At 44.8% G+C, this 9006-nt stretch carries 5 protein-coding genes and 2 pseudogenes; 5 read left to right on the forward strand and 2 right to left on the reverse strand.

What is annotated here, in order from left to right; translation table 11 throughout:
• A partial coding sequence (locus VTH8203_RS12310) for a hypothetical protein (RefSeq protein ID WP_208617745.1) occupies window positions 1-526 on the forward strand: 526 nt, incomplete at its 5' end.
• A gap of 193 nt (window positions 527-719) precedes the next feature.
• Here the strand turns inward: VTH8203_RS12310 and VTH8203_RS12315 are convergent.
• Window positions 720-1097 (reverse strand): annotated as a pseudogene (locus VTH8203_RS12315) (transposase domain-containing protein); the annotation flags it as partial.
• A 97-nt stretch (window positions 1098-1194) separates the two neighbouring features.
• Here VTH8203_RS12315 and VTH8203_RS24550 point away from each other — a divergent pair.
• Genes VTH8203_RS24550 through VTH8203_RS25505 form a run of 3 tightly spaced genes read left to right on the forward strand, consistent with a single transcriptional unit; the run spans window position 1195 to window position 1929 of the window.
• Window positions 1195-1356, forward strand: a complete 162-nt coding sequence (locus VTH8203_RS24550) for a hypothetical protein (RefSeq protein WP_158296132.1) — start codon at window positions 1195-1197, stop codon at window positions 1354-1356.
• A gap of 7 nt (window positions 1357-1363) precedes the next feature.
• A complete protein-coding gene (locus VTH8203_RS12320; protein ID WP_158296133.1) occupies window positions 1364-1798 on the forward strand; it encodes a helix-turn-helix domain-containing protein in 435 nt (144 codons plus the stop codon).
• Window positions 1799-1803: 5 nt separating this feature from the next.
• On the forward strand, window positions 1804-1929 hold the full coding sequence (locus VTH8203_RS25505) for a transposase (protein ID WP_096993942.1): 126 nt from the start codon (window positions 1804-1806) through the stop codon (window positions 1927-1929).
• An 80-nt stretch (window positions 1930-2009) separates the two neighbouring features.
• On the opposite strand, the pseudogene VTH8203_RS12330 reads toward VTH8203_RS25505, so the two are convergent.
• Window positions 2010-3040, reverse strand: a pseudogene (locus VTH8203_RS12330) (IS630 family transposase).
• 341 nt (window positions 3041-3381) lie between these two features.
• Between VTH8203_RS12330 and VTH8203_RS12335 the strand changes: the two are divergent.
• Window positions 3382-9006: DUF4347 domain-containing protein (locus VTH8203_RS12335; RefSeq protein WP_158296134.1), on the forward strand; the 5625-nt coding region annotated here is incomplete at its 3' end.

A 9006-nucleotide genomic window follows, 5' to 3' on the forward strand; every position in this document is an offset into this window, starting at 1 on the left:
TGACACCCCAAGAACGGCAGCCTTGAAAACTAAGTATGCGGTTAACAATGGTCTTCGAGGGGTATTCGTTTGGACGGTAGAACAAGATTATCAAGGTTTAATCGCTGATACGGTTAATCATAATTTAGGACATACCATTGCCGGAGATGGCGCCTACAGTGTTGCTGAAATAGAATCACTTTCTTCAACGTGTGGCGATAACGTCAATGTAACTGAATGTACGGCCTTGAATAGTGCAGCGGGAGATATGGGGGCAGCTGATCCGAATTATGTTCCTCCAGAGCTGCCTGCTAACGATGGTATGGGCGGTGGGACGCCGATGAATAATTATCCTGCTGATTCAAGATGCTATAACGTCACTGCGTGGTCGGCTGCTGAAAGCTGGGGAAATTATACCGAAGGTTCACAGAGATATCACAACGATAATCTTTATGAAATGAATGCAGGACAATATGCATATGGTGAATATGAGCCAGGTTCAGCCCAAGGTGCTCTTGCATGGCGCTTAATCGGCTCTTGTATATAGGTTAATTAGGCTAACACTCACCTAAGTAGTAACTATAAGAGCTTGCTTATTATATTTTGATTGGACTTTACTATCTTAAAGCTGTCCTAGAATGAAGATAGGAAAGTATGATTAGTCATGAAAACGGTAGTTAGCGTATGTTTTTGTTTGGCGACTAAAACATATTACTTCCTACCGTTTTTTTGTATTCGCCCTATGAACCCATAGGGAAATGTTGTTGATGTTTGAAGTTCCAGGTAGGAGCGAATCGATATCTGGCTTAGCTTTCGCGAGCTCTTTCATGAACTTGACCATATAGTCGTAGAAGATAAGGCCGTTGGCTTTCGCTGCTTCCACGATACTGTAAAACATCGCGTTAGCGCCATTTGCAGTAGTCGAGAACAACCAGTTCTTCTTGCCACTGGTCGAGCGTGTATTTTATCGCTTTACCTAATGGGCTAGAGCTTACCACTTGCTGGGTAGTCATTCACTCGTGCAACTCATCCACTATTGGCTTGACATGCAGTTGACGTTCTGATTTTCGTATCTCGACAGTCACACCTTTCAAGCGGGGGGGAATTGCGCACATTTCCCCGAAAAGTTCATTTTTCAGGCTCTTCGACGTTTTGTGTGGATTTGGGTTAAAATATTCACCTCCTAAATAGGCTCCAATACAAGGTCCAGTTACGTTGAATTCTTCTGATAGTTTTATGCTCGGGTTGGGGCTACAAGCACCTTGGAAACTTATCGACCACCCCCTTAATACAGAACATTCTCCTTATGAGCTTCGCCTACAAGTGGGGGCTGAACGTGGAGTGCGTTACTCGTGTCCAGAATGTGGAGTCGCTTGAACTACACATGACTTCAAAGAAAAAACATGGCGTCATCTCAATTTTTCAACACCACTGCCATATCACAGCGAAGATACCTATAGTTCATTGCAAAACTCACGGGGTAAAGCTCATCGAAGTGCCTTGGGCAAGACCTGATAGTGGCTTTACTTTGCTGTTCGAAGAAGTGGCCGTAACACTCGTAAGAGAGATGCCCGTTAACGTTGCTGCTAAGTTTATGGAAGTGACGGATAAGCGCCTTTGGCGAGTTGTGGAACATTACATGGAACAAGCTTTATCACGACTTGACCTATCACCTCTCCAAGCCTTTGGATTTGATGAGACAGCGTCAAAGTGTGGACATAATTACGTCACTGAGTTGAAAACCTTTATTGAAAAGCATGGGGCGAAACCTGCTCAAGTCCTTGAAGTCGTGTGTGATATGTCTCTCCGTCCTTTTTAAGCGGTATCAAAGATGAATTTCCGAAAGCGAATGTAACCGTCGACTGGTTCCATGTTGTGCAGTTATTTACCCGAGCAGTTGATGTGCATATTTCGGAACATTCCGATCAGTCATTTCCCCAGTATCTTTAACCAAACGGCTTCATCACGTTGTTAATGTAGCTTTTCGGACTTGAAATGTATTGCAAGATTAAACTTGAGACTATACCGCATCAACTTGAAGATGCAGGCTCGAGAACTTGAAAATTATCATTAATTCGAGATGTCAAAGAGCCTACGATCTCTGGAAGAGTCATAGCAAAAAAATTGCCCTATTGCCGCTTTGAAATCCCGTTTCCTTTTGAAGTAAACGTTGTTCCTCGACTTCTCATTCATTACTTTCCATAGCCGCTCTATTGGGTTGAGGTTTGGGCTGTAAGGCGGAAGATAATGCAGTTCAATATTCAAGACAAACGCCGCATCTTTGACTAAGTCACTACGGTGAGATCCCGCACCATCTAAGATGATATGAAGCTTATGGGCTAACGGATAACTTTCTCTTAACTTACAGAAAAGCGAACAATACTTTCACTGTTAATACTTTCGTAATCGTGAATGATGGTGGCACCAATATCCGACAGGTTCAGTGCGCCAATAATGTTCAATCGGCTACGGTTGCCCGTTGTTTCAATCACTTTATCTTGACCAGTACGTATCCAGCCATGAGATGTTTTTGTTGATAAGGTTGGGTGAACAGCGTCAATAAAGACTATCGATTCATCCGTGCCACAGCTTGCCTTTAGAGCTTCATAGGCCTCAATGAAGGCTAGCTGTTTTGCTTCATCAAACTTGTGTGGTACGCCTTTCGGTTGTTTGTAGCTAAAACCATTGTAGTGAAGCCATTTGTTCATACCAGAAACCGTGTAATCAAGTCCAAATGCCTCTTTAACGTAGGCGACAATTTGATGAGTGTGAGAATAGGCTTACTCAGTCAAATGCTCGATTAGGTGCATGGTTTGAGCAGCAGAAAGCTTACTTTGACTTCCGCCATTTCAGGCTTAAATTTTTCAGAAAGAGCGTCGTCACTGAGGTGACGTGCAACGGTCGATTCATGAATGCGAAGAGCTTGAGCGTTCATGGTCTGACTCCAACCTTCAGTGGCATGTAATACAGCTTTAATACAGTCACGCACTCGACCATCACGAGTAGAATCGTGCATTTGTTCGAGTTGTAGTTTCTGTTGAGGAGTCAGTGTAATTTTCATGGTTCGTAGCATGATCCTGATTCTATCGAAAATCAAGCATCTTCAATGATCACGGGGATAGTAAACCTCGTTTGAATGATTTTATTATGCCTTATTGTTTCTAGTTTGAATGAGTTTTTTCTTTTTATTCAAGTTCTTGTGTGGGGTTTTCCTTGTTAATTAGAATTTACGATGGCACATACTCTAGCTAGCATTAGTTTGTGCAGACAAAATAGCTGCTTACTTCACGTCGCCATTAACACATTTGACAATATACAAACAATGCTTATTGTTAATTGTAGCAATTGTTTTTTTGATTTTTGTGAGTTACGTATTGTTTTTTTGAGAGAGGGGGGGGTGTGATGATGATCTTTCGCTCACTGTTTTTTGTTGTGCTGACGTTAGCAATAGCAAATTATTCGTTTCTTATATTGTCTGATGAAAGCTCGAACAAAAAGCACACGACCCAACCTGTTAATGCTGTCTACATATTTGATAGTAACATTAAAGATATCGAACATTTGACAGCAACAATAGAATCACCAGTTTATGTCATCAATCCTGATGACTCGATTATATCTCAACTTATTAGGATTGCTGATAAGCATCCAAGTGCAAATGTATGGAACATCGTTGCCCATGGGCGACCTGGTGAGCTTCAATTAGGGAAAGAATTGTGGAATGCGCATTGGTTAGAAAGCGCAGATCTAACCTACCTAAAAAGCATTCTTCCAAACCAAAGTCGATGGCATTTATACGCCTGTGATTTAGCTCAAGGAGAGCAAGGGAAAGCGTTTGTTAATGAGTTGGCTGATACACTCGATATTTCTCTTGCTGCTTCAATCAATAAAACCGGTGTGATTTCTGGCTCCGATACCAGGTTAGAGTTCCAATCCTCAAATACAATCGATAACAAGGCAGACGTTAAAAGTGCCATTAACTTTTTAGGCTATCAATATACTCTTTCATTATCTGATTTACAGGACTATGCGCAGGGAACAAGCACAACGCCTCCAAGTGAAGCGACTTATACGGCAGCAAATATCATTAATGTTCGTCCTGATAATCTCAGCGATTATAACCAAGAATTAATAACTCAAAGTACCACACTAGATTTTACTGGTGCGCAAGATGTCCAAGCCCTAGTCGATGCCATCAATGCCCTTGATGATTACGCCAATGGCACCACCAGTGTTGCACCCGATGTAACCACCTACCACACAGCAGGATTTACCGATTTACGCGCCCTGCATGTCGAACTTATCAATAATGTTGTGCAAACCGATGGACTCAATACCTTGTCAAGTATTGCATCGGTTATTGCCTCTTTGGATGCAATACAGGCTTATGCCATTGATTCAAACGCAACCCCACCAACACTTGAACAGTATACTGATTTGAAATTAACCGGTGTCAGTGCCGATATCTTGGCTTATCTCAACAACGAGTTAATCAAAGAAAAAAGTGAAGGCTTGACGCACTATCTCAAAGCTAGCGATGCTCAGGCAGGTGACCAATTTGGGCAAACAACAGCGATGTCACGCGATGGATTGACCCTCGCTGTTTTAGCGTGGAAGGCGCCAAGTAATAACACAACGACCGATGATGCGGGGGCGGTGTATATCTATCGTCGTCAGGGGAACAGTTGGCAAGAAGTGACGATTTTGCGCACCAACCAAACCATTAATCACTTGAGTGAATTAGCAATGAGTGCGGATGGACGACGCGTTATTGCCAATGCCCTTAATCAAGCCTTTGTTTTTGATGTACCCATTGTTAATGATGTGCCGCAATGGGGTGACACGTGGTCAATGACGGTTGTCAATCACGGTATCTCGAATACTACAGTGCCATCGTTAGCTATAAATGGTCAGGGTAATATCATGATGGTGGGGTCACCCCAAGCTCCGGGCATGTTAAGGATTTATCGACTCGAAAATAGTACTTGGTCTTTGATACAGCAGTTAGATGAGCCCGCTTCATCATTCCATTTCGCAACCCATGTTGATATCTCTGATAACGGTGATGTGATTGTCGTAGGCGCACATGGTGAGACTGGGTTAGGTCTCGCTTTCGCCTACCGTTATAATGGAATGCAATGGCTGCTTGAACAAATACTGATAGGCTCCGAGGCTGAAAATGGCGACCGTTTTGGTTATGCGGTTAGTCTCAGTGCTGATGGCTCTCGTGTGGCATTGAGCGCGCCAAGAGATGATGGAGAAGCGAACGCATCAGTGACTTATGGTGCGACCTACATATTTGAGTTTACCAACAATAGTTGGCAAGAAATCGCGCTGATTCGAGCGCTGTCACCGATGAATGGCGGTAAGGGTGTGGATGGGCAGCTATCTCCTTTAGGGGATAAGTTAGCCACTGTGGGGTATGGCTCTCAAGGCGTGTATGTTTATGATCTCAGTGATAGCGATGCCTCTAACTGGCAAGCATCAGAATATTACTTAGCCTCGCCTTCTGCCAGCAATGACTTATTTGGTAATCGAAACAATCTGAGTTTCAACGGAGTTGATGTGCTGGTTGGTGCGATGAACGATGACCGTGCTTTTCAAGGAGTTGTGATCAACAGTGATGATGATGCAGATTTTGATGCCCAAGACAACACCTCGACAGGCACTTCGTTTGACAACACCTCAACCGCGGCAAGTAATTCAGGTGCCGCTTACGTGGTTGCGTATGAGCCTTATGCACTGGATTCTACCGCAGCGCTACAAACACGTATCGATGCCGTCAATATTATTTTAGCGTGGGCAGCCGGCGGCTCGATAGCACCGAGCGAACAAGACTATATTGATGCTGAAATTACCAATGTCACCGTTTCAAACCTCGCTGATATCAATATGCAACTTCAATTACTCGCCCATACTGATATGTTTGCTGTCCAGCCGATGGTAGATAGCATTAATGTTATCCAAGTTTACGCCTCGGACAACACGCAAACGGAGCCGAACCTAACAGATTACGCAACGGCGGGTATCACAGGCGTAAGTGGTACAAATCTCAGTGATGTGAACGGACAAGTAGACAGTCAATCACTGACACCAATGGCGAGTGTGCAAACCATGGTGGATAGCTTGAACATTATTCAAGCCTATGCCGCCGACAACACTCAGCCCGCACCAAGCATTACTCATTATGCCGACATTGGTGTGACTGGCGTTGATGCCAATAATTTGAGTGAAATCAATGGGCAAGTGGATAGTCAATCGCTGACTACTGTAGCGGGTATTCAAACGGTGGTTGATAGCTTAGCGATAGTTCAAAGCTATGCCGCCGACAATACTCAAACCGCGCCAACAGTTACTAACTATGCCGACATTGGTGTGACTGGTGTCGATGCCAAGAACCTCAGTGAAGTGAACGGGCAAGTGGAAAGTCAATCGCTGACTACTGTAGCGGGCATTCAAACTGTGGTTGATAGTCTCAATGTTGTTTTAAGTTATGCCGCCGACAATACCCAAACTGCGCCAACGCTCACCAACTATGCTGACATTGGTGTGACTGGTGTCGATGCTAATAATCTCAGTGAAGTGAATGGTCAGGTCGATAGCCAATCGTTGACTACTGTAGCGGGTATTCAAACTGTGGTTGATAGTCTCAATGTTGTTTTAAGTTATGCCGCCGACAATACCCAAACTGCACCAACGGTTACCAACTATGCTGACATTGGTGTGACTGGTGTCGATGCTAATAATTTGAGTGAAATCAATGGGCAAGTGGATAGTCAATCGCTGACTACTGTAGCGGGTATTCAAACGGTGGTTGATAGCTTAGCGATAGTTCAAAGCTATGCCGCCGACAATACTCAAACCGCGCCAACAGTTACCAACTATGCCGACATTGGTGTGACTGGCGTTGATGCCAATAATCTCAGTGAAATCAATGGGCAAGTGGACAGTCAATCATTGACTACCGTGGCTAGCATTCAAACTCTAACCGATAGCGTCAACGTGATTCAAAGCTATGCTACGGACAATACCCAAACTGCGCCAACAGTTACTAACTATGCCGACATTGGTGTGACGGGTGTCGATGCCAATAATTTGAGTGAAGTGAATGGTCAGGTCGATAGTCAATCATTGACTACCGCTGCTACGATTCAAACGGTGGTTGATAGCTTAGCGATCATTCAAAGCTATGCTGCCGACAATACTCAAACTGCACCAACGGTTACTAACTATGCCGACATTGGTGTGACTGGCGTCGATGCCAATAACCTCAGTGAAATCAACGGACAAGTGGACAGTCAATCACTGACTACCGTGGCTAGCATTCAAACGGTGGTTGATAGCTTAGCGATCATTCAAAGCTATGCCGCCGATAATACCCAAACTGCACCAACGGTTACCAACTATGCTGACATTGGTGTGACAGGCGTCGATGCCAATAACCTCAGTGAAATCAACGGACAAGTGGACAGTCAATCACTGAATACCGTGGCGAGTATTCAAACTGTGGTTGATAGCGTCAACGTGATTCAAAGCTATGCTGCCGACAATACTCAAACCGCGCCAACAGTTACTAACTATGCCGACATTGGTGTGACTGGCGTCGATGCCAATAACCTCAGTGAAGTGAACGGGCAAGTGGACAGTCAATCGCTGACTACTGTAGCAGGCATTCAAACTGTGGTTGATAGTCTTAATGTTGTTTTAAGTTATGCAGCCGACAATACCCAAACTGCGCCAACAGTTACTAACTATGCCGACATTGGTGTGACGGGTGTCGATGCCAATAATTTGAGTGAAGTGAATGGTCAGGTCGATAGTCAATCATTGACTACCGCTGCTACGATTCAAACTGTGGTTGATAGCTTAGCGATCATTCAAAGCTATGCTGCCGACAATACTCAAACTGCACCAACGGTTACTAACTATGCCGACATTGGTGTGACGGGTGTCGATGCTAATAATTTGAGTGAAGTGAATGGTCAGGTGGACAGCCAATCGTTGACCACGGTGGCTGAGATTCAGACGCTAACTGACAGCGTCAACGTGATTCAAAGCTACGGGGCCGATAATACGCAGCCAGTACCATCGGTGAGTGATTATACCGACTTTGGCGTGACGGGTGTGGATGCCAACAATTTAGCGGAAATTAATGCACAAGTTGACAGCCAGTCACTAACCAGTGGTGCCTCGATACAAACACTTATCGATAGCCTCACAGTGATCCAACACTACGCGGTAGACAATACCCAAACCGCGCCAACGGCGACTAACTATGCTGACATCGGTGTCACAGGTGTCGATGCGAACAACCTCAGTGAAGTGAACGGGCAAGTGGACAGCCAATCGTTGACTACCGTGGCGAGTATTCAAACTGTGGTTGATAGCTTAGCAATCATTCAAAGCTATGCAGTTGATAATACCCAAACGGCGCCAAGCGTGACCGATTATACGGTGGTGGGTGTTATTGGTGTCGATGGCAATAGTTTGAGTGAAGTGAATGGTCAGGTGGACAGCCAATCGTTGACCACGGTAGCTGAGATTCAGACGCTAACTGACAGCGTCAACGTGATTCAAAGCTACGGGGCCGATAATACGCAGCCAGTACCATCGGTGAGTGATTATACCGACTTTGGCGTTACCGGTGTGGATGCCAACAATTTAGCGGAAATTAATGCACAGGTTGACAGCCAGTCACTAACCAGTGTCACCTCGATACAAACACTTATCGATAGCCTCACAGTGATCCAACACTACGCGGTAGACAATACCCAAACCGCGCCAACGGCGACTAACTATGCTGACATCGGTGTCACAGGTGTCGATGCGAACAACCTCAGTGAAGTGAACGGGCAAGTTGACAGCCAGTCACTAACCAGTGTTACCTCGATACAAACACTTATCGATAGCCTCACAATGATCCAACACTACGCGGTAGACAATACCCAAACCGCGCCAACGGCGACTAACTATGCTGACATCGGTGTCACAGGTGTCGATGCGAACAACCTCAGTGAAGTGAACGGG

Origin of the sequence: Vibrio thalassae, from assembly GCF_900089835.1 — a bacterium.
In the GTDB taxonomy this organism is placed as follows: Bacteria; Pseudomonadota; Gammaproteobacteria; order Enterobacterales; family Vibrionaceae; genus Vibrio; species Vibrio thalassae.

Bases quoted from the DNA above. Each gene is read 5' to 3' on its own strand.
- VTH8203_RS12320 (WP_158296133.1), top strand. From the start codon at position 1,364: ATGACTTCAAAGAAAAAACATGGCGTCATCTCAATTTTTCAACACCAC.